Source organism: Ureaplasma diversum NCTC 246, assembly GCF_000731915.1.
Lineage (GTDB): Bacteria > Bacillota_I > Bacilli_A > Mycoplasmatales > Mycoplasmoidaceae > Ureaplasma > Ureaplasma diversum.
On sequence record NZ_JFDP01000093.1, the window covers coordinates 1 to 531 of the forward strand.

Below are 531 nucleotides of genomic sequence, written 5' to 3' on the forward strand. Positions count from 1 at the left end.
TCAACTATATTTAAACACTGGTCCTGGTAGTTTTACAGGAGTTAGAGTTGGAATAATCATAGCAAGAACTCTAAAAGCAGTTTACTCTCATATAGAAATATTCACCAATGATGCTTTAAGCATATATGCTTTAGATCATTCTAATGTTTTATTACACTTAGATGCCAAAGGATCTAAAAGCTATTTATTAGTCTTAGATAATAAAATAAAATCTGATTATCAAATCATTAACAATGATCAATTAGAACAGATCATTGTTAATAACCAAAACAAAGTTATTATTGATGCTAATAATATTGATTTTAATCAATTAGTTAATAGTTTAGTATTTGATAACTTTACTAATACTAAACTAGAAGATTTAAAAGCTAATTATGTTAAGTTATATCTTAGTTAATAATAGTTCTTTAAATGAGCAATGAATTAAACAAATTGCTCATTTAGAACAATTAATCTTTAATCAGTATGAAGCTTATAGTGAATCTAATCTAAGATCAATGTATCTAGATCAAGAACAATATGGATTTATTA

General features: G+C 24.3%; 1 protein-coding gene. It reads left to right on the forward strand.

The window, feature by feature from the left end:
- Positions 1-397, forward strand: a 397-nt coding sequence (locus UDIV_RS04655) for a glycoprotease (RefSeq protein WP_038103675.1), incomplete at its 5' end; no start/stop codon positions are given.
- Between the last annotated feature and the right edge of the window lie 134 nt (positions 398-531).